Here is a 20,023-nt window from a genome sequence, read left to right as displayed (position 1 = left end):
ATACACCTAGCTCTAGCACACCTGCTTCATTTTTACCATTGACTAGTTGATTATCTAGCACGAGCTGGGCATTGGTAGCGTCCATTGTGATTTGCCCACCGGGGGTTAGGGTGAGATTGTGAAAGTGCGCGACAGAATTACTGCCTAGCGTGATAGTATCGACCTTGGTGTGTGTGATAGCACCGCCGTGGAAAGCAGCCCCAGATTTTAGCGTGATATTATTGCTTGTTAGGTTTGCTATGCCCCCACTATGGAAAGCAGCATTAACCCCTAGCGTGATATTCTCACTTGTCAAGCTAGAGCCTGTCCCACCATAGACATAGAGCCACGCTCGAGAGCTTGCTTGATCATCGTGTAGGGTGAGATTTTTGATCGTATAGGTGCCATTGTCTTTTAAAAATAGCCTAGATTCTGGGCTTATATCGTGTCCTGTTGCTCCTTGTGCGGATTGGAGGATTTCTAGCGTATCGATAGACATATTGCTATTGGCGATGATATGCCCCTTGCGCGATTTGATTGTGCCAAAGCTTGCTTTGCCCTTGATGTCTTCTACATAGATTTTCGCGCCATTTAGCGCAGAATCTAGCCACGCATCATCTCCACTCTCTCTACCTAGCACAATCGTGCCTGCAAAGTTTAGATTCTCCCCCTTAAATGTCGCAGTAGCTCCGCCAAATTTAGCTGTCCCAGCATAGAGATTCATATAAGAGCCGCTGCCCTTTATATCTATGTCTTTATTTGATTCAAACTTCAGCGTATGTCCGCCAGCATTGACATAAAACTTCGCATTGTCCATAGAGATAGAATCTGCCTTGAAGTTTGCTTGGGAGTTTCTGCTAGTTGCGGCAAAAGTTAGGGAGAGATTATTAGCAGTGAGCTTATCTGTGGCAGTGAAGTTAAACACTCCAACCCCCATAGCCCCATCTCGCCCCGCTGCGATTTGGGTGCCATTTAGGTTGATTTCTTTAGCTTCAAAGTTTCCAGTGATTTTGCTCCCACAAGGTAGCCCTACGCAGTCCCAGCCACTTGCGACATTAAAGGTGAGTTTGCCGTTAAAGACAAGTTCGCCATTTTCATATTTGTGGGTAAATTCTGTGTCGCCAGATTTGTAGGTTTCTACATCTTTTACTATAAAGGTCTTTGCAGTAGAGTCGGTTTTACTTTCTAGGTTATAAACACTATTTGTTATATCTTCACTCTCTTGCGCAAATACAGGTAACCCCAGAGCCAGCACAAATGGGGCGAATATCAGCGCACGCATATTCCCCCCCCCCCCCCCAGAAATACCATTACCACGCGACTTATGAGCGAGAATATTTATCATACATCGCACTAGCTTCACATTGCTCCCCTTGCTTGCTCTCTTTCCAAAATCGCGCGCATTATAGCAGCCATTAAGAAACAAAGAGCCACACAAGTAGATTCTAGGGATTTGACTTTTGGGCTAGAATCCCAAGCCAACAATAAAAGCAGCTCAACCAGAATCTATTTTTGAAAAAGCAGATTCTGGGGTCTAGCTCCGTATTGTTTGCAGGTTTTAGTGGCATTTAGATACAATGCCCTATCAAATCAATCGCACATAATGCGCATGAAAGGGCAAATATGCAGTATGACATTGTCGTGATTGGCAGTGGAAGTGTGGGGAGTTTCGCAGGCTACTACGCCGCAAAATCTGGGAAAAAGATCTGCTATATCGATAAATTCCCCCCGCCACACGATCAGGCTTCCTACCATGGAGATACCAGAATCTTCCGCATAGCCTATGGCGAGGGTGCGCGCTATATCCCACTGCTTCAGCGCGCTTATACGCTCTGGGGCGAGTTTGAGCGCTGTGTCGGGGAGAGGCTATTTGAGCGCTGCGGTGTGCTTAATATCGGCGACCCTAATAGTGAATTTATGCGCAATGTCGCCAAGAGTAGCCACGACTTCGCTCTTAATGTAGAGAATCTAACTCCCGCCCAAATGCAAAGCCGCTATAATCTCACGCTTCCTGGGCATTTTGTTGGGATTTTAGAGCGGGATACTGGGTTTGTGTATAGTGATAGAAGCGTAGAGTGTGCGATAAAGGGCGCGCAAGAGTGCGGCGCGGACTTGCTTGTGGGCGATATTGCAGCAATCACTAAGCGCGAGGGTGGCTATCATATCAGCCTAGCCCCGCTAGATTCTACACGCACCCCAGAATCCACCTGCGAAATCACTGCAAAATCAATCTTGCTAAGTGCGGGGAGCTTTGCTAGCGAGGTGCTAGAGGCTTGTGCGTTTGCACTCCCTACTATCCCTGTCTCTCCAAAGCGCAAAATGCTAAATTGGTTTAGCGCAAGTGGCTATAAGCTTGGCGAGGGTATGCCTGCATTTATCATGGAGTTTGGCGGGGATCATTTCTATGGATTCCCGGATTTTGGTGGGGGCGTGAAAATCGGGCTTAATGTCTTTGGGCAAGAGATTGCAGGGCGTGAGGGCGTGGGTGAGTTTGGCGATGATCAAAGTGATACAAGCGAGATTGATACACACATTCGCGCATTTATGCCAGGCTTGCATAGCCTTACACGCGGGGCAGTCTGCACCTATGCGATGACACCAGATGAGGGGTTTATCATCGAGTTTATCGATGAGGGGTTTTTGTATCTTGGCGGGCTTAGTCATGGCTTCAAATTCGCCCCGGCTCTGGGCGAGCTAGCACATAATACCCTGCAAACGCGCAAGCTAGATTCTGCGATTAAAGAGCATTTCTCGCTCGCTCGCTTTAGCTAGACTGGCTCTAGTGGTAAATTTGGATTCTCTTTTGGATTTCATGGCAAGGAAATAATGTGAAAAAAGTTGTGCTTGTGCTTGATGGAGTGGTGGGTGAAATATTTCTCACCTCTGTGCTGGAGAAATATTTCAGCAACAATCTCTACATCGTTATCGTCAAAGACCCCCAGATGATCCCAGAAAAGCCCCCGAGTGCGTTTAGCTTCTATCAGTTTGACCCTACTTCGGAGTTTCATCTCACACAGACACTTCAAGAGCACCAAGAGCATGGTGCTAGCGAGCTTGGCGATGTGTTTTTGATCCTGCAAGATCCTGCGGAGTCAGCAGCAGTATTTACAATCATGCGCAAGCTCTGCAAGGAAGCTAGAATCGTAACACTCGCCCATAAGCAGCATGCGCTAGATTCTAGTGCCAAAGCCCCCCAAGATGTCGCCAGCAACCAAGAACACCAGCCAGACAAAAAAGACGACCACACTATCACAATCGATGAAGCAAGTATCGTCGCAGGGCAGTTTATCTCGCGCCTGCCAAATGTCCCTATTATCCCGCGTGGCTTTGGTCTGGGCAAAGGCGAGATCATGCAAGTTGGCGTGCCTTTTGGGAGCATGTTTGCTTATCGGCATATTGGCTCAATCCAGCAAAAAAACTTCAAAATCATCGGTCTCTATCGCAACGATGAGCTACTGCTTAGCACATTTTCGCTTGTCATTCAGCCACAAGATGTCGTGCTTGTCGCAGGTGAGCCCAAGACACTTACCAATCTCTACAAGCAAATCAAATCCAACATAGGGCAGTTTCCCTCGCCATTTGGTCGCGATATCTATGTCTATGTCGATATGCTAGCGCAAGATTCTAGCGCGATTTTGCGCGATATCGAGCAGGCAATGTATTTTCATAGTCTTATCCGCTCGACTAGGCTTTTTGTCATCGTGCTAAATCCAGCTGATTTCTCCACAATCTATGCGATAAAAACACTTTGTGATGAAGACCCCAGTGTCATGCTGAAATTTGACTATACCAATCAGCCTTTTATCCAGCGTCTCGAGCAAGATCGCACGAAAAAAATCGGGCTTATCATCGTGGGGCGCGAGCTTTTCTCTAAGCGCATTCATCGCAAAGCTCTCTATGATACCGCCACTCCTGTGCTAAAAACTGCCGCCCTCCCACTCGAGCAGTGCAAAAAGAGTCTTGTCATCATCAATGAAGAAATGAACGCGGGCGAGAATATTTCAAGTGTGATTTTTGACATCGCTATCCAGACTAAAATCGACATTCAAGCCTATGATTTTGAGCCAGATGGCGTGCATCAAGATGAGATTATCAAGGACTATGAAGCGCTAGGCAGGAGCTTTGGCAAAAAGGTGCAAATCACCAAAACCACGAGCAAAAATCCAATTTTCTACCTAAAAGAGCTTGATGAGCCACTGCTGCATTTTTTGCCATTTGAACGATGTATCGCGCGTAGCAGGTGGTTGGCGTTTTTCTCGACAAAAGCAGAGCGACTTTCACTACTGCTCAATAAACACCCACAAATGCTCGTGCCAATTAGTTTGCACTAGAGCAGCAGAATCTACCCCCTAATACTATGGCTGACAAATTTTGCATAATTATCTAAAATCAGCCCGCCCTTGCGGAATCCTAGCCCGCAAGACTCATAGGCGAAAAACACATTTGGCTGATAGTAGAATCCACCATTGTGATTTAGCTCATAGTAGGCTTGATAGACTTTTTTGTAGTTTTGATAGTCTTGGGTGTTGCCAGCTAGGAGCGTGCGCGTGCTGTCAAACACTTCCACGCCTATCCCCTCTCTGCCAAAGCTTGCTTTGCTCACTTGCGCCACTCCGCTTAAAGGCTCGAAGCTCGCTTCAAGCAGCAATGGGTGATTGGGGAAGAGATCCCACAAAATTTTTAGCATTCTTTTACTTTGGAAAAGTAGCGTGTAGGCGGGGTTTAGGAAAATCCCAGCCTTGCTCTCCATAATGGAGCGCATAAGCATAGCTAGCTCTGGCTCATCAATGGCGATACTCTCCCACGGCAGTAACTTAAATAAAAATTCATAATTGCACTCATTAAAAAACACGCCCTCATCTTGGGAGAACTGCACCTCATCGATATAGGCAAACTCCGTCTCAAAGCCAGCACTCCTAGCGATTTCTTGCAGGAATCTAGTCGTGCGCTCCTCTTCATCATTGCCACTCACACAGCTAAAGAGTATCTTCCAGCCCTCATAAATCTCGCTAAATCGGCTTGTGTCCGCCCCAAGCGTGATAATGCGCTTAAAATTATCTTGCAGTGCTTCATAGATATTGTTAAACTGCGCGTTTTCATCAAGCCCATTAGCTTTAAGCATAGCCCACTGGATAACCGCGCTTTCATAGAGCATTGTAGGGGTATCGGCATTAAACTCAAGCAGCTTTAATGGCAGCCCATCAAGCCCCCCAGCAAAGTCAAACCGCCCATACAAATGCCAATGCACCTCCTGCTCCCAGCTCTGCTTAATCATAGGGATAAGCGACACAGGTATATCTAGCTCAAAAAATAAGTTATTATCAATGACATACTGCCCCGCCTCGCAAAACATCTCATAGAGCTCATTGCCTGCATTGTAGAATCTCTCTGCTTCTTCTTGGGAGATTTCTACCATTTCTGGCGCGATATAGTCCGTAGTGTCGCGATCGGTATGCCAGCTTAAGCCTATGGATTCTAGGGCTTGCTTGTTGATTGGGGTAAGTGGTGTGATTTGCATAATTGTCCTTTGTGTGGGGTTAGATTCTAGAGCTAGATTCTGGGATTAAGGGCTTGGCGTGGAGAAATCTACGCAACTGCTTATACTCATCTTTGCTGAAATACCGCCATTTTCCCACCGGCAGCGCATTTAGGCTGGCAAAGCCATAGCGCACGCGCCGAAGATCCAGCACTTCTGCCTTAAAATACCCAAAAAACCGCCGAAGCTCGCGATTTTGCCCCTCTTGTATGACAACTTTTAGCCGCGAGAAAGTGGGCGTGTCTTTTAGCACTTGGTAGGAGCAAAATGGCGCAAACTCCATACTAGCAATACTGCTTAGTGCATGCGCCCCGCGGCTAGCGTCACTTAGAGTGAGTCCGTTTTCCATAGCTTCGCACATTTGTTTGGTAATTTTAGAATGGATTTTAATGATATATTCGCGCTCAAGCTGGCTGTGCATAAGCGCACTTACAATTGGCTTAGAATCCCCCAAAATCAGCACCCCCTCGCTAGCAAAATCCAGCCGCCCCACAGGCACAAAGCCCTTAAATCGAGCTTCTAGGCTATCATAGATTGTTTTGCGTCCGCGAGAATCTGCTTTAGCTACAAGCTCGCCTTTAGGCTTGTGGTAGATGATAAATGTGTATTGTTCCTTGTCGCGAGGTTTTAGGAGATTCCCATCGATGAAAACTTTGTCCCCCTCTGTGATACTTGCGCCCAGCTGTGCTTTCTGGCGATTTATCCGCACACGACCTTGCTCAATAAGGCTATCAGCCTCTCGCCTACTGCGCGCGCTATTATGCGCGATAAACGCGTTTAGTCGCATAGTCCTAGCTCAATAGCTTCTTTAGCGTGGTAGGAGATGATAATGCTCGCTCCAGCGCGCTTGAAAGCGATTAGATTCTCATGTAGCACGCGAGCATAGTCGATGACGCCAGCGCGCTGCGCGGCTTTTAGCATGGCGTATTCTCCGCTGACATTATAGACTGCTATGGGCAGGAGGGTTGATTGCGCGAGATCATGGATAATATCAAGAAACGCAAGCGCGGGTTTAACCATAAGAATATCTGCGCCCTCTTGCGCATCGATTAGACTCTCATGCAGGGCTTCTTTGGCATTGGCAATGTCTTGCTGATAGCTCCTGCGATCGCCAAAGCTCGGCGCGGATTCTGCCACATCGCGAAATGGTCCATAGTAGCTGCTGGCAAATTTGGTCGAGTAGCTCATGATAGGCAAATGCGAGAATCCACTAGAATCTAGCGCGGAGCGGATTGCACCCACCATGCCGTCCATACTTGCGCTTGGAGCTATCATATCTGCCCCAGCTGTGGCGAGATTGCATGACTGCGCACCTAGGATTGCTAGTGTTTTATCATTATCCACGCTTTGGAGTTTGCTATCTAAAATCCCGCAATGTCCATGGCTTGTGTATTCACAGAAACACACATCAACCACCACCACAAGCTCTGGGAAGCGAGATTTGATCTCACGCACGCAGGAGCACACGATATTATCAGGGTCCAGCGCTGCGCTCCCGCGCTCATCTTTATGCCCCGGGATACCAAATAGCACAATCCCCACAATCCCAAGCCTACATAGCTCCTCGCACTCTTTGAGAATAGAATCTAAGCTCATTTGATACACGCCTGGCATAGACGCGATTTCACGCTTTATCCCTGCCCCCTCGCAGACAAACAGCGGGTAAAGAAAGTCGCTTTTATGCACATGGCTTTGGCGCACCAAATCACGGATTCTAGGATTGTAGCGCAGACGGCGGAATCTAGTGCTAGGGGTGATTGAAGAGGATTGAGGCATGAGAGTCCTTGCTTGTATGCTATGTAAAATGCGCTAATATAGCATTGATTTGATAAAATTATCGTAAAAGGCTGCAGGGGGCTTTATGTATGCACATTTTGACATCGCGCTCATGGCACAATATCTCAAAAACAAAGGCTACACACAAGATGAGCTTGGAAAAATGAGTGATGAGCGTATAGCCAAGCTCTATGAAGAGCATACGCGTGCATTCATCACTCAAGCCCAAGATATCTTAGAAACCAGCGAGGAGCATGAGGAGCTACGCAAAAAATCCACCACAATCATGCCAGAGTCCATAGCGCTTGTCGCGCAAGATTTATGCGCTCTATATGAGCAAATCGATGATTATGTGGATTTGTATTCTACGCGCGATATTGCCAATATTTTTCTAGCTAGCCTGCCTAATGTCAAACTCAGCAAGATAGAAAAAATGGTGCGTGTCAAAATCCGCGAGCTCCAAGAAATCTGGCTGCTTGAGCTAGAATCCAACCTCTCTGCCCTCCCACCCCAAGAGCGCGAAGCTCTCATGGAATACTACCTGGCAAACAAAGATGACCTACACATGCTACGCCAGATTCACGAGAAATCCAAATCCCCGGAGTATATCGATGAAATCGCTCTCATCGCGCAAGTAAAGCTCTCCATGATCCAAGAATACATGCCCGATGAGCTAGAATCCAACTACAAAAGCTTCTATGACCATAGTCCGGAGAAAATCTCTGCTATCAATGCAATCTTGCGCCTAAGTGCGGCTTATACCAAGGGGGTCCTGCTAGGCATGTCTATCCAAGAGCTCCAAGACCTGCTCCAAGACCTGCGCGAGAAAGAGCTCCAAGCTGCTGCGGTCAAAGATCTTGTCGCACACTATCACGATAGCTTCAAGCACGCGCTACACGACCCAGACGACCAGCATTTCATCAATGTCTGCATTGACGCAGGATCCGAGCTGCCTAGACAGCAGTTCCAAGAGCTTGCTGCACATCTTTCTAGAGAGTATAAAAACTTCCGCCAGCGCTTTGAAGATGTGAGCAAGGAATATGCAGACATGCAAGCCCTGCAAATCGTATTCTAAGACATAGATTCTCGCTTATAGCTCAAAAGTAATGGCATGAGCGACTTTTAGAAATTAGCCCACAATATAGCTTCTAGCTTACGAGAATCTAGCCCGCCATCTCCATGCCTCTCCAACGCTCGCTAGCAGCAGAATCTAATCCCTGGATTTGTAGATTATTTAATCTCTGCTTCTATAATCCCGCATTCTATTGATTGCACCCTATTTTAAGGAGCGTTTATGACAGCTTTTTCATTACGGCTTTTTGCCTCCTCTAGCCTTTGCGCACTTTTGCTTTCACTCACTCATGCCTATGAGATCAAGCAAGCACCCCAAGTCTCCAAGCGCGTAAATCCCATGAGCGAGCCAAACTCTGTGTATTCCTACCATGACACCATTGCGCCCGCCACGCAAGCAGTCGTCAATATCTCCACACAGAAAAAAATCACAAATGCCGCTATTAGCCCGATGTTTAATGACCCATTTTTCCAGCAGTTTTTCGGCGATATGTATAACCAAATCCCCAAAGATCGAGTCGAGCGCTCGCTTGGCAGTGGGGTTATCATCTCGCCTGATGGCTATATCATCACAAACGACCATGTCATCGACGGCGCAGACAAAATCATCGTAACCCTGCCAAACGACCACACAGAATACACCGCCTCACTCGTAGGCAGTGATAAAGAGGGCGATATTGCTGTAATCCGTATCAACAAGAACAACTTGCCATTTGTGAAATTTGGCGATAGCCAAGATGTAAAAATCGGGGATATTGTCTTTGCTATTGGCAATCCATTTGGCGTGGGAGAGAGCGTTACTCAAGGCATAGTCTCTGCGACAAACAAAAATATCCAAGTCAATACTTATGAGAACTTTATCCAAACAGACGCCTCAATCAACCCCGGAAACTCTGGTGGTGCGCTTATTGATTCTCGTGGTGCGCTTATAGGCATGAATACCGCGATTCTCTCGCGATCTGGTGGCAATCACGGCATAGGCTTTGCGATCCCGGCAAATATGGTGCGTGAAGTCGCAGACTCACTGGTAAAAGATGGCAAAATCTCGCGCGGCTACCTAGGCGTAGGGACACAGGACATCAGCCAAAATCTCCGCGAAAACTATGGCAATGCTAAAGGTGCCGTAGTCATCAGTATCGATCCAAAATCCCCAGCCAAAGGCGCTGGATTGCTCGTGTGGGATTTGATCACCGCCGTTAATGGCAAGCCTATCAAAAATGCTGCCGATTTACGCAACTCCATAGGCAGTATCAAGCCTAACCAAAAAATCACACTTACAATCCTGCGCGATGGAAAATCCCAAAATATATCACTCACTCTAGCCGAGCGCAAAGACTTGACAAACGCTCCCCAAACTCTCCCAGAATCCGCACCAGAATCCAGCGCACTGCGTGGCATGCGTGTCGAACCGCTAAGCCCACAAATGCGCCAACGCTATAACATACCAGATGATATCAATGGTGTCATTGTTACAAATATCGCAGAAAACTCTAAGGCGCAGGAGGCTGGATTCTCCCAGGGCGATATTATCGCACAAGTCGAGGATATCACTATTAAAGACACGGGCGACTTCGCACGAGCGCTCAATAAATACAAAGACAAAACCAAGCGATTCTTAGTATATTCCAACGAGGGTGTAAAAACGATTGTAACAAAATAAAATCTATCAAAACACCGCGCACCAGCGCGTAGTGTTTTGATCCAATATCAAAGCCAAAGATTTTAATTACTTCCGTGAAGTAATCATCTTTCCTTACACCAAAAACACATCTCAAACCATTGTAGTCGCATTGTTGCACCCCAAACTATGCAAAAGACAAAAATTTTTTACCTTTTCATAAAACTATAAAAATTTTTGGGCTACTATTTTGCCATCTCTTGTTGAGATATTTTGCAAGAATCTAGCGCTCACAAGATCGCGCCACAATTATCCCAAACATGTCCCACCACCATGGCGACCAAACATGCAAGGAGCAACTATGCAATCACAACACACCAGCATCCCTCCAAAGATTCTCATCATCGGTGGAGGCTATGGCGGGCTAAAGGCTGCACTTGGTCTCCAGCGCAAGCTAAAAGCCCCAGCAGATATCACGCTTATTAGCAAGCATGACTACCACTACCAAACCACTCTCTTACATAAAGTCGCTATTGGCACACTAAGCTCGCGCAAAGCCAGAATTTTCTACCGCAAGATTCTAGACTCTAAGAAAATCCGCTTTGTCAAAGACAAAATTATCCAGCTTTGCCCGCAAGATAACAAAGTCATCGGCAATGGTGGCAGCTATGAGTATGACTATCTCATCATCGCGCTTGGATTCCGCCCTGATAGCTTTGGGATAAAGGGTGTGGATAAGCACACTTACAAGCTTTCCTCGCTAAATGCTGCGCTAAAGCTTATGAAAAATATCGAAAACAAGTTCAAAGAATACACCCACACCAAAAATATCAATGATCTCTCCGTCATTGTGTGTGGAAGCGGATTTACCGGGATAGAATTTACCGCCGAGCTTGCTACACAGCTTGATGAGCTCTGCCTCATCTGCGGGATTGATCGCTCCTTGCCAAAGATTACTTGTATCGGCAGATCGCCACATATCCTGCCTGTGTTTAACAAAAAACTCGCTCACATCGCAGAATCTAAACTCCAAAAACTCGGCGTGCAGCTTGTGTCTAATGCCACAATTGAGGAGATAAAAGAAGGCAAAGTTATCGCGCGCTATAAGGCAGCACAGGGAGAAAGCGGAGAGCAAGTGGAGATTCTAGGGAATACAATTCTCTGGAGTGCTGGGGTGAAAGGCAATGGAGTCATCGAAGAGTCAATCCTGCCAAACAAAAAAGGCAGAATCCCCGTCAATGCCCAGCTACAATGTGAAGAGTATCCCAATATCTATGTCGTGGGCGATAGCGCACAAGCCAAAAATAAAGATGTCATTCATGCGCCCACCGCCCAGCTCTCCGCACAGATGGGGGACTATATCGCAGAGCTTTTCTGCGCCAAGCTCGCTGGTAAGCCATTTACACGCCCATTTGTATTTAATCATCGTGGCACAGTGTGCTCCATCGGGCATACTGATGGTGTGGGCGTAGTGTTTAAACGCGGAGTCAAAGGCGAATTTGCGGCATTTATGAAAAATACAATCGAAAATAAATGGCTCTTTAGCCTTGGGGGCTTTGAAATGGTGTTTAAAAAGGGGCAGTTCCGCTACCGCACAAGCAACTAACCTCATCTCAATAGTCGCACCCAGCGCAAAAAGCTTATTTGACAATAAGCCACAACCTGCTACAATGCCCGATTTTAGATCTAAAATCTTTACTCAAGGAATGCTATGAAATATGCGTTTGTTTTCCCAGGACAAGGCTCGCAAGCCATAGGAATGGGCAAGGATTTTTATGAGAATTTTGGTGTAGCGAAAGAGATGTTTGAAATCGCAAGCGACACGCTTGGTATGGATTACAAAAAGCTACTTTTTGAAGAAAATGACCTGCTTAATCAAACCCAATACACCCAGCCTGCGATTTTCCTTGTAAGCCAGATCGCACATGCAATTTTACAGCAAGAATATCCACTGCTTGCAGAATTTGCACTTGGGCACTCGCTAGGCGAGATTAGTGCGCTATGTGTGGCACTTGGAGTAGGATTTGAAGATGGATTGCGACTCACACATACTCGCGGTGAGCTTATGAGCAAAGCCTGTGAGGGTCAAGATGCTGGCATGATGGTTGTCGTAGGGCTAGAAGACGAAAAGCTAGAATCCGCATGCAGCACATGGAGAAATGAAGGCAAAAGTGTGTGGTGCGCGAACTACAACGGCGATGGGCAAATCGTGCTTGCTGGGCGCAAAAGTGATTTAGCCAGCCTAGAATCTGCTATCAAAGATCTGGGCGCCAAGCGTGCGCTCCTGCTCCCCATGTCTGTGGCAAGCCACTGCCCACTACTAGAATCTATGTGTGAGCCATTTAAGGAGCTTTTGCAAAAGAGCCTAAAACCAAGCTTCGCATTGCCTATCATCTCAAATGCCACCACCAAGCCCTATGACAATGCCAAAGACGCCATAGAGCTACTCACTCTCCAGCTCACTTCGCCTGTGCTATATAAGCAATCCATTCTCGCCGTTGATAGTGAGATTGACGCCTATATCGAGCTAGGGCACAACACAATCCTAAAAGGTCTAAACAAGCGCCTAAGTCAAAAGCCCACCCTCACAATCGCCAATGTCCAAACCCTACAAGAGTCCATCACCCAACTGCAAAAGGAGCAAGAGTGAAAATCGGCATAATCGGCGCAATGCAAGAGGAGATCGCCCCACTTCTCAAGCTTTTCCCAGAGAGCAAGCAAATCATGCTAGGGGGCAATACTTTCTACCATGTCGCTTACCAAGGTGCAGATCTCTATATCGCTTATAGCAAAATTGGCAAAGTCCATGCTGCAATCACTGCTACAACAATGATTGTGCATTTTGGCTGTGAGAGAATCATATTTGGCGGCGTGGCAGGAGGATTGCGCGAGGATTTGCGCGTGGGGGATTTGATGATTGCTACCAAGCTCTGCCAGCACGATGTGGATATTACGGCATTTGGTCATCCACTAGGATTTATCCCAGAGAGTCGCGTTTTCATAGAAACAGATGAGAGCCTAAATACCATCGCGCGAGCCGTCGCCAAAGAATGCTCGCTTGAGCTCAAGGAGGGAGTGATTGCTTCGGGCGATGTGTTTGTCCATAGCGCGGAGAAAAAGCACTGGATTATCGAGAGTTTTGGTGCGGCGGCAGTGGAAATGGAGGGCGCTAGCGTGGCAGTAGTGTGCGAGAGCTTTAAGGTGCCATTTTGTGTGTTTCGATCAATCAGCGATAGCGCTGATGGCAGTGCTGATGTGAGCTTTGATGAATTTCTCGACTCATCAGCCAAAATCTGTGCAAATTTTGTCAAAACAATGGTCGATAGGCTCGTGTAATGCGGGCAAGCACCAGAATCTACACACGCGAGTCTGGGCTGCAAATCCAGGCAAGATCGCGAGAAAATCTCCAAAAAGATAGTCTTGCGCGTGATTGCCGTGGTGGTTTTAGTCTCATCGAGCTTGTATTTGTCATCGCGGTAGTGGGGATTCTCGCAGCCATTGCTATCCCAAAACTCGCCGCCACGCGCACAGACGCTCTCTATGCCGCGGTAAATAGCGATATCCAAGCAGTCATTAGCTCCATGCAAGTCGCCGCGCTCACACAAGATCTAGGCGCCCAGAGCATTGATGGAGCATTTATCATGCAATCTTCTGGACTCTCCCCCTCTCGTTGGGTGGCGCAGGGATCTGGCATACGGCTTGGCAAAAATGGCGTGCCAGATTCTGCCAATAACTGCGTGATAATCGATGTCTCCGCACAAAATCTCCAAGTGCGGATCCAGCCCATATCTGGCTCCCAGCTATGCGAAAAGCTTAGCAAAGCCTACCCAACTCCGCTACATTTCAATCTCTCTAGCTCGCTGTTTTAGATTCTCGCATTACACAAGCATAGGCAGAAATGCACCCTCGCGCCAGAATCCACACACACAGATATAGCTTCGCTAAAGCTTGTGCCTGTGGTGATGATGTCATCGACTATGACTAGATCTTTTGCCTTAGCGGTGTAGGAGAGCCCTCGCTTGTTGGCTTGGCGGTAGGCAAGTGGCTTGCCAGCGTAGGAGACTTGGCTGCTTGCTTTAAGCTGCCCATAGCGAGCCTTCATCGCCGTGTGCTTGGCAAAGGAGCGCGTAATCACGCCTGTGTGGGAGTAATAGCTCCTTACAAAATCATCAATCCCTATAAGCGTGAGTGCGTGTAGGGCTTGGCTTTTGTCAAAAGTGTGCGCAAAGTAGCGTGCGGCTTTGTCGCTTAAGCGTGCTAGGATTCTAGAGCCTATGGTGTAATACTTGGAGTTTAGTAAAAAGCTCACATCATCATAGCCATAAAAGCAATAGACTCTTACCCCCATCACTTCGCGCACACTAGGGCGCAAAGGGATAGAATCTAGGCAGTTTTGGCATAGCACGCTTAGGCAAAATCGCCCGCAAGTTAGGCATTTCATCAAAGTGGATTCTAGCGCGACCCCATAGCACGCGTGATATACGCACAAAGCTCTTGCGTGATGTGGGCGATGTCTTTTGTGGCGTCTATTTCTATGGTGTGCTTGGCGATGTTTTGGGCGGTGTGGATAATGCGATTTTGAATAGCTAGCAGATAGTCTAGCCCACGCATTTCTATGGAGTCTTGTGTTTTTGTGCTTAGGCGATCTTGCAAGCTAGGCTTATCAATCACAAACACAAAGCACAAATCCGGCACAATCCCTTGCGTGCTAAGGAGGTTTATGCTGCTGGATTCTGGCAGGTCCTTGGCATAGGCGATCCCAGAGATAAGAGAGCGATCAGCGATGATTAAGCGATCAAGATTTGGCTTAATGACTTTGGCGATATGCTCGGCGCGATCGGCTAAAAAGAGAAAAAACTCCGCTTCTTTGCTTATGGGGCTTGCGGAGGGCTGTGAGCTTGTGTGTGCTTGCAAGATAAGCTCGCGCAAAGTCGCCCCAAGCGCGCTGCCGCCTGGCTCTTTGGTAAAAACTGCTTGGGGGAAATGCTCGCGCAGGGCTGCGATTTGCGTGCTTTTGCCACAAGTGTCTATGCCCTCTAGTGCTACATACATTGCATTCTATCCTTAATGTAGTGAAATACGGATTCTGGGATTAGGTGGGAGATTTTGCCGCTGTGCTCTAGGATATTGCGCACGATAGAGGAGCTGATGAAAGCGTGCTGCAAGGTAGGCATAAAGTAAATGGTATCAAGCTCTGGGTTTAGGGAAGAGTTGGTATAGCCCATTTGTAATTCATACTCAAAATCACTTACCACGCGCAAGCCGCGGATTAGGAACTTTGCATTATGAGCTTTGGCAAGATCAGCAAGCAGCCCACCAAAAGCAATGCAAGCAACATTGCTAAAATCTTTGGTGGCAAGCCGTGCCATCTCAAGCCGCTCTTGGACGCTAAAGCGCGGATTCTTACTCGCAGAATGCGCGATAGCCACAAGCACAGAGTCAAAGATCTCACTACTGCGCTTAATGATGTCTAAATGCCCATTTGTAAGAGGGTCAAAGGTGCCCGGATATATGCCAATGGGGTGCTTCATCGCTCGCCTTTTTGGCGGGGCTTTGTGCCGCTCTTTTTGGGGGTGGCTTGTTTGGCGGGGCTGTGGGATTGCTCGCCCCAGCGGGTGTAGAGATTGTTTGGGATTTGCAGTATATCTAGCCATTTTCCATAGAGAAAACGCTCCATTTCTTGGAGATTTTTGGGATAAGAGTAGTAGGCGATGATGGGCGGGGCGATGATGACTTGTAGCATTGCAAGCTTATGGAGATGCTCGCAGGCAATGGCATTGAGTGGCATTTCCCTAGGGGCTAGCAGCAAGGTTTTGCGCTCTTTGATCATCACGCTTGCTGTGCGGGTTAGCAGTGTGTCGCTAATGCCACAAGCAATTTTGGCAAGTGTATCCATACTTGTGGGGATAATCGCCATAGCCTCCGCGCCAAAGCTCCCAGAAGCCACCGGCGCGCCGATGTCATCATCGCGCCAAATTTGCACGCCTTTTTTCAAGGTGTAAAAAGTGGATTCTAGCTGCTTAGAATCTAGCCCTAGCTCATATTTGGCGCATTCTATCACGCCCCTTGAGATGATGATATGCACGCTAAAATCCTTAGGCAAATGCGCTAAAAATCCCTGTGCCAGCTGCACGCCACTCGCCCCACTAATACCTAGAATAAATTTCTTCCCCATAGCTTCCCTTGGTTTCTACATTGTTTTAGATGTTTTAACTTGAGCGTTTCTTAGCCCGTGTTGCGCAAGCCTTGCGCGATACCAATAATGGTGGAGTGGATTTGCTCCATTAGGCGTGTGCGCTTAGCTTCATAGGGTGTGGCAAAGTATTTTTTCATCAGCTCAATTTGCAAAAGATTGAGCGTCATCACAGAATCATTGCGCAGGAGGATAGATTTTTGCAATGTAGGCTCGCTATCAAGTAGATTCTCCTCCTCGCGGATTGCCACAAGTAGGCGGAGGGTTTTTTCGTATTCATCTGTGATTTGCGCCCAGATACGATCCTGTATCGCACCATCTTGCACAAAGTCATTATACTGCTTGGCGATACATAAATCGACTTTCAAGAACGCCTGCGAGATATTGCTAATGGTCGCAGCAAAAAATTCCGACTCTTTATAGCAGCTACGAAGCTCTCCTAGATCCACCGCACTAAGTGCGCTACCAAGCCCATACCACGCTGGGATAATTGCGCGATTTTGCGTCCAAGCAAACACCCACGGGATCGCGCGCAAATCCTCTACTCTGGTCGTATCGCGGCGTTTGCTTGGGCGTGAGCCTAGGTTTAGCTGCTGTATAAATGAAATAGGCGTGGCAGATTTGAAATACTCGATAAAACCATCTGTCTCATACACAAGCTTGCGGTAGGTTTTGTGTGATATGGCAGAGAGCTGCTCCATAATCTGCTTATGGTGCGGGCTAATCGAGCATTTGATATTGCCTTGGGTAAGCATATTTGGCGTGGGCGGGATTTTGGTATTATTGGCGCAGAATGCGTCATAACTAGTTTTTTTCAAAAGCCCTGCCATGGTAGAGGCAAGAAAAAACTCCGCCGAAGATCGGTTAAGATATTTAGAGCTGATGACCTCACCCTGCTCTGTTGTCTTTAAAAATCCCAACACGCTGCGCGGAGGTGAGGCTAGCAGAGCGGATTCTAGTGTGCCTCCTCCTCGGCTCACACTCCCACCTCTGCCATGAAACAGCACAAACTCCACGCCAAGGCTAGATTCTAAAGCTTTTAGCTCTTCAATAGCAACATAGAGACTATAGTTGCTAGTGAATATTCCGCCATCTTTACTAGAATCCGAATATCCCACCATGATCTCCTGACGCATGCCAATATCATGCAGATAGTGTGAATAGTGAGGATTTTGCACCAATGTGCGCATAATATTGCCTGCACGGCAGAGGTCATCGATTGTCTCAAATAATGGCGTGATCGCAATGCGCGCGCGAAGCTTAGACTCATCGCTAGAATCTACTTCTGTTTTGTGCGATTCTTTATACGACTTACTTGGCTTCCAAAGCCCTGTTTGCTTGGCAAACCACAGCACACAAAGCAAATCGCTCGCATCAGTAGTCATTGACAGGATAAAGGTTTTCAAAATCCCTTCGTTGATGTATTTTTTGCCCCAAACAATTCGTAAGAAAATATCAATGACATTTTGCGTGCTCTCACTTAGCTGCTCACTGATTGTGCCAAGCTCAAGTTTTGGCATGGCAAGCGCGGTGTTTAGAATCTCGATTTTGCGATCTTCTTTGTAGCTCATGAAGTCATTATCACAAACCCCTAGTAGGCAGAGAATCTCACTAATCGCTTGGGCGAAGGCATCTTTATGCTCTCTAAAATCTAGCTGCATAAGGTGGAATCCCCCAAGCAGCACAAAGCGGCGGAATTGGCGCAGGTATTTGCCAGAAACTTCATCAAGACTTTCAATAAGCATATCCACATCAGCGATGATCTCTTGGGGTGTGGCATAAGTATGAGAAATCGTGCTTGGGGCATTGACATATACAAGGCGATTTTGCAGCTTTTTGATCATTATGTAGAGTTTCGCGCGGAAGGGCTCGCTAGCGCAGATTTGCGCGATTTTCTCATCGAGGATTGGCAGCTCTTTTTGCAGAGATTTGTCTAAGCGCGGGCTTGTCTTTGTATAGTCCTCACTAATAGATAGCTCGCGCACAAGTCGTTCGAGCTTTTTGATATAAAAATTGACAATAAGCTTATGCTGGATTTTCATCACTTCTGTCATTAGATCATTGGTAACAAATGGATTCCCATCTCTATCTCCGCCAATCCAGCTTCCTAAGCGGATTGGCGAGTGTTTGAGTGGGTGCTCTAGCATAGATTCTATGTATTCAAGCACCTTTTGGCTTGATGGCAAGATAGAGTTTTCCACGATGAAGAGCAAATTATCTAGCTCAAAAAGCACTTCGATCTTTTGCGTGCGGACAAGATTGGTCTGCCAAAGGAGATGGAGGCGGTATTGGATATGCTCTTTTGCCTTTTTGTCCCCTAGCTCAAAGATTTTGCGTAAATCTTGGGTGATTTGAGAATGTGCTTCAAGAAATGTGCGACGGCGAGATTCTGTAGGGTGGGCGGTAAAAACGGGGTAGAAGCAAATAGATTCTAGGATTTTGTCTAAATCCTGGCGATCAAATCCCTCCAACAGCAAACTATCGTATGCACCAGCAATTCGCTCTAGGCTTTGGGTAGCATCGATATTAAAACGCTCTTCGACAATGTTAATAAGAATATTATAGAGCGAAAAAGCCTTAATGATTTCTAGCGTCTTGCCAGCAAGGCCAATGGTATGGAGCTCCTCACGGATAGCTTGGAAGTTTTTGTCATCATGCGTGGTGTCTGTGCTTGCTTGAAGCTTGCCATAAAGCGAGAGAAAAAAATCGCACACCTGCTTATCGACTTGCTGAAGCATGTCAATCATAATCTCGCGGATAAACTGAATCTCTCTATCGAGAGTTTGCTCATCAAAAATCTGGGCTGTGCTCTGGCTCATGTGTATCCTTTGCTTGTAGCATAGCGTGATTTGACTTGATTTAACTTGGGCTTACAAGGTGGCTGTTTGTGGATTCTGGCATGCCACAGGGACTACCCGCGCAACTGCTCGAGTCGCTCGCGTTTTGTGCCAATATCAGTGATTTGTATGCCAAAGTTTCCATCGACAATCACCACTTCACCTTTGGCGATGACCTTGTCATCAATAAGCACTTCTAGCGGGTCATTTGCTAGCTGATTAAGCTCCACAACACTGCCTATATCCATAGAGATGACATCTTTTAGCAGCATTTTTTTCTGCCCGATGCGCACTTTGATAGTGAGCTTGACATCAAGCAGCATACCGATATTGCGGATTTCATCTGGGTTTAGTGCAGTGTGTGAAAGCTCGCCACCGCCCCCAGTGCCAGCATGACTAGCTGGCTCATCAGCTTTAAAAAGCTGCAAAAATGGTCCAGAAGCGAGAAAAAAGGTATTAGAGTTAATGGAATTTAGCGAGAAAGAGAGCTCATACGCCTCTGTGTATCCGCCAAGCGCGCTTGCATTGTGTATGACTTCGATTTTCTGCGGAGCAAAATTGATTTTGGGCATGTCTTTTTGCGATCCAAGCGCAGTGGAAACAGCGCCCAAAATATTTGAATTGATCTCTTTAAGCGCATCAAGATCATCGCTTGTGGCTTCTGGCTGACTCTGTCCATCGCCACCTAGCATGAGATCTGATAATGCGGTGGTTAGATCAATTGGATTGATAATGGCAATCGTGCCTGTCGTATCGCCACTGAAGCTAATTGTTGTCATCGCGCAGGGAAATTGCTGCACGAGTTCATTCACCGAGCCACTTTTGAGATTGGCGATTGTAGGGGTGTTGCCAGTGAGCCCCTCTATGGTTTGTGTCGCTTCTTGGACTAGGAGCTTGATAAATTGTTCCATACTCTTATCCTTTATGCCTAATTGTGTGCCTGCAGGCTAGATTCTAACATGTTTAGCCTGGTTTATACTGCGCTTGTGCCAAGATTTTGCCAGAATCCGCTT

General features: G+C 47.0%; 18 protein-coding genes. 8 read left to right on the top strand and 10 right to left on the bottom strand.

The annotated features are described in order from the left end of the window. The coding region (locus Q0171_RS02345; protein ID WP_299326303.1) for a hypothetical protein at positions 1-1,342 on the bottom strand (1,342 nt) is incomplete at its 3' end. 260 nt (positions 1,343-1,602) lie between these two features. On the opposite strand from Q0171_RS02345, the gene solA reads away from it, so the two are divergent. Then, positions 1,603-2,751 (top strand): N-methyl-L-tryptophan oxidase, encoded by a 1,149-nt coding sequence (gene solA / locus Q0171_RS02340; RefSeq protein ID WP_299326301.1) that lies wholly within the window; start codon positions 1,603-1,605, stop codon positions 2,749-2,751. Positions 2,752-2,807: 56 nt separating this feature from the next. Next, positions 2,808-4,310, top strand: coding sequence for a TrkA C-terminal domain-containing protein (locus Q0171_RS02335; RefSeq protein WP_299326295.1), 1,503 nt, complete (start codon positions 2,808-2,810; stop codon positions 4,308-4,310). A gap of 11 nt (positions 4,311-4,321) precedes the next feature. Here Q0171_RS02335 and Q0171_RS02330 read toward each other — a convergent pair whose 3' ends face one another. The 3 genes from Q0171_RS02330 to hemB are packed head-to-tail and all read right to left on the bottom strand — an operon-like array spanning position 4,322 to position 7,291. Next, positions 4,322-5,497: a glutathionylspermidine synthase family protein gene (locus tag Q0171_RS02330; RefSeq protein WP_299326292.1), complete on the bottom strand. Its 1,176-nt coding sequence runs from the start codon at positions 5,495-5,497 to the stop codon at positions 4,322-4,324. A 19-nt stretch (positions 5,498-5,516) separates the two neighbouring features. Next, positions 5,517-6,302, bottom strand: coding sequence for a pseudouridine synthase (locus tag Q0171_RS02325; RefSeq protein WP_299326290.1), 786 nt, complete (start codon positions 6,300-6,302; stop codon positions 5,517-5,519). Then, positions 6,293-7,291: a porphobilinogen synthase gene (gene hemB, locus Q0171_RS02320; RefSeq protein ID WP_299326288.1), complete on the bottom strand. Its 999-nt coding sequence runs from the start codon at positions 7,289-7,291 to the stop codon at positions 6,293-6,295. The genes Q0171_RS02325 and hemB overlap by 10 nt, the downstream gene beginning before the upstream one ends. Positions 7,292-7,376: 85 nt before the next feature. On the opposite strand from hemB, the gene Q0171_RS02315 reads away from it, so the two are divergent. The 6 genes from Q0171_RS02315 (at position 7,377) to Q0171_RS02290 (ending at position 13,849) form a co-directional block, all read left to right on the top strand. Further along, positions 7,377-8,366 (top strand): hypothetical protein, encoded by a 990-nt coding sequence (locus Q0171_RS02315; protein ID WP_299326286.1) that lies wholly within the window; start codon positions 7,377-7,379, stop codon positions 8,364-8,366. A 219-nt stretch (positions 8,367-8,585) separates the two neighbouring features. Continuing rightward, positions 8,586-10,022, top strand: a complete 1,437-nt coding sequence (locus Q0171_RS02310; RefSeq protein WP_299326284.1) for a Do family serine endopeptidase — start codon at positions 8,586-8,588, stop codon at positions 10,020-10,022. 319 nt (positions 10,023-10,341) lie between these two features. After that, on the top strand, positions 10,342-11,586 hold the full coding sequence (locus tag Q0171_RS02305; RefSeq protein ID WP_299326282.1) for an NAD(P)/FAD-dependent oxidoreductase: 1,245 nt from the start codon (positions 10,342-10,344) through the stop codon (positions 11,584-11,586). 105 nt (positions 11,587-11,691) lie between these two features. After that, entirely contained in the window at positions 11,692-12,630 is a 939-nt protein-coding gene (gene fabD, locus Q0171_RS02300) for an ACP S-malonyltransferase (RefSeq protein ID WP_299326278.1), read from the top strand. Next, positions 12,627-13,316: a 5'-methylthioadenosine/adenosylhomocysteine nucleosidase gene (locus Q0171_RS02295; RefSeq protein ID WP_299326275.1), complete on the top strand. Its 690-nt coding sequence runs from the start codon at positions 12,627-12,629 to the stop codon at positions 13,314-13,316. Before fabD ends, Q0171_RS02295 begins: the two co-directional genes overlap by 4 nt. Then, on the top strand, positions 13,316-13,849 hold the full coding sequence (locus tag Q0171_RS02290) for a type II secretion system protein (RefSeq protein WP_299326272.1): 534 nt from the start codon (positions 13,316-13,318) through the stop codon (positions 13,847-13,849). The genes Q0171_RS02295 and Q0171_RS02290 overlap by 1 nt, the downstream gene beginning before the upstream one ends. On the opposite strand, the gene Q0171_RS02285 is transcribed toward Q0171_RS02290, so the two are convergent. The 6 genes from Q0171_RS02285 to fliY form a co-directional block, all read right to left on the bottom strand. Then, entirely contained in the window at positions 13,846-14,469 is a 624-nt protein-coding gene (locus Q0171_RS02285) for a hypothetical protein (RefSeq protein WP_299326267.1), read from the bottom strand. The two genes, Q0171_RS02290 and Q0171_RS02285, sit on opposite strands and share 4 nt — an antisense overlap. Then, a complete protein-coding gene (tmk, locus tag Q0171_RS02280) occupies positions 14,433-15,032 on the bottom strand; it encodes a dTMP kinase (protein ID WP_299326265.1) in 600 nt (199 codons plus the stop codon). The genes Q0171_RS02285 and tmk overlap by 37 nt, the downstream gene beginning before the upstream one ends. Further along, a complete protein-coding gene (gene coaD / locus Q0171_RS02275; RefSeq protein WP_299326263.1) occupies positions 15,023-15,511 on the bottom strand; it encodes a pantetheine-phosphate adenylyltransferase in 489 nt (162 codons plus the stop codon). The genes tmk and coaD overlap by 10 nt, the downstream gene beginning before the upstream one ends. Further along, positions 15,508-16,155, bottom strand: a complete 648-nt coding sequence (locus tag Q0171_RS02270; protein ID WP_299326261.1) for a UbiX family flavin prenyltransferase — start codon at positions 16,153-16,155, stop codon at positions 15,508-15,510. Before Q0171_RS02270 ends, coaD begins: the two co-directional genes overlap by 4 nt. A gap of 50 nt (positions 16,156-16,205) precedes the next feature. Next, positions 16,206-18,992 carry a phosphoenolpyruvate carboxylase gene (locus tag Q0171_RS02265; protein ID WP_299326259.1) on the bottom strand — a complete coding sequence of 929 codons (2,787 nt, stop codon included), beginning with the start codon at positions 18,990-18,992 and terminating at the stop codon, positions 16,206-16,208. Between the two features lie 92 nt (positions 18,993-19,084). Beyond that, positions 19,085-19,921, bottom strand: coding sequence for a flagellar motor switch protein FliY (fliY, locus tag Q0171_RS02260; protein ID WP_299326256.1), 837 nt, complete (start codon positions 19,919-19,921; stop codon positions 19,085-19,087). Between the last annotated feature and the right edge of the window lie 102 nt (positions 19,922-20,023).

Source organism: uncultured Helicobacter sp. (genome assembly GCF_937906905.1).
Lineage (GTDB): Bacteria > Campylobacterota > Campylobacteria > Campylobacterales > Helicobacteraceae > Helicobacter_B.
Note: the sequence above shows the minus strand (reverse complement) of the source record. Positions and strands in the feature narration are given on the sequence as shown.